Annotated in this window: 2 rRNA genes; both read left to right on the forward strand. The window is 56.5% G+C overall.

Annotated elements, in window-relative coordinates:
* A 23S ribosomal RNA gene (locus tag QSK17_RS35905) occupies window positions 1–86 on the forward strand; the annotation flags it as partial.
* A gap of 86 nt (window positions 87–172) precedes the next feature.
* Window positions 173–269: ribosomal RNA gene (rrf, locus tag QSK17_RS35910) — 5S ribosomal RNA — on the forward strand; the annotation flags it as partial.

The following is a 269-nucleotide window of genomic DNA, read 5'->3' on the forward strand; positions in this document are numbered from 1 at the left end:
GGTAGACGACCGGGTTGATAGGCCGGAAGTGGAAGCGCGGTAACGTGTGGAGCTGACCGGTACTAATAGGCCGAGGACTTGTCCATAGATGTTCGCGTCGGCTATGCAATTCAGAGACTGCAAACAGTCCCGCCTGTGGTTACGGGTGGTCTGGTTGTGTGTTTCATAGGGTTACGGCGGTTATAGCGGTAGGGAAACACCCGGTTACATTCCGAACCCGGAAGTTAAGCCTTCCAGCGCCGATGGTACTGCACTGGGGACGGTGTGGG

Origin of the sequence: Microtetraspora sp. NBRC 16547 (assembly GCF_030268965.1) — a bacterium.
GTDB lineage: Bacteria > Actinomycetota > Actinomycetes > Streptosporangiales > Streptosporangiaceae > Microtetraspora.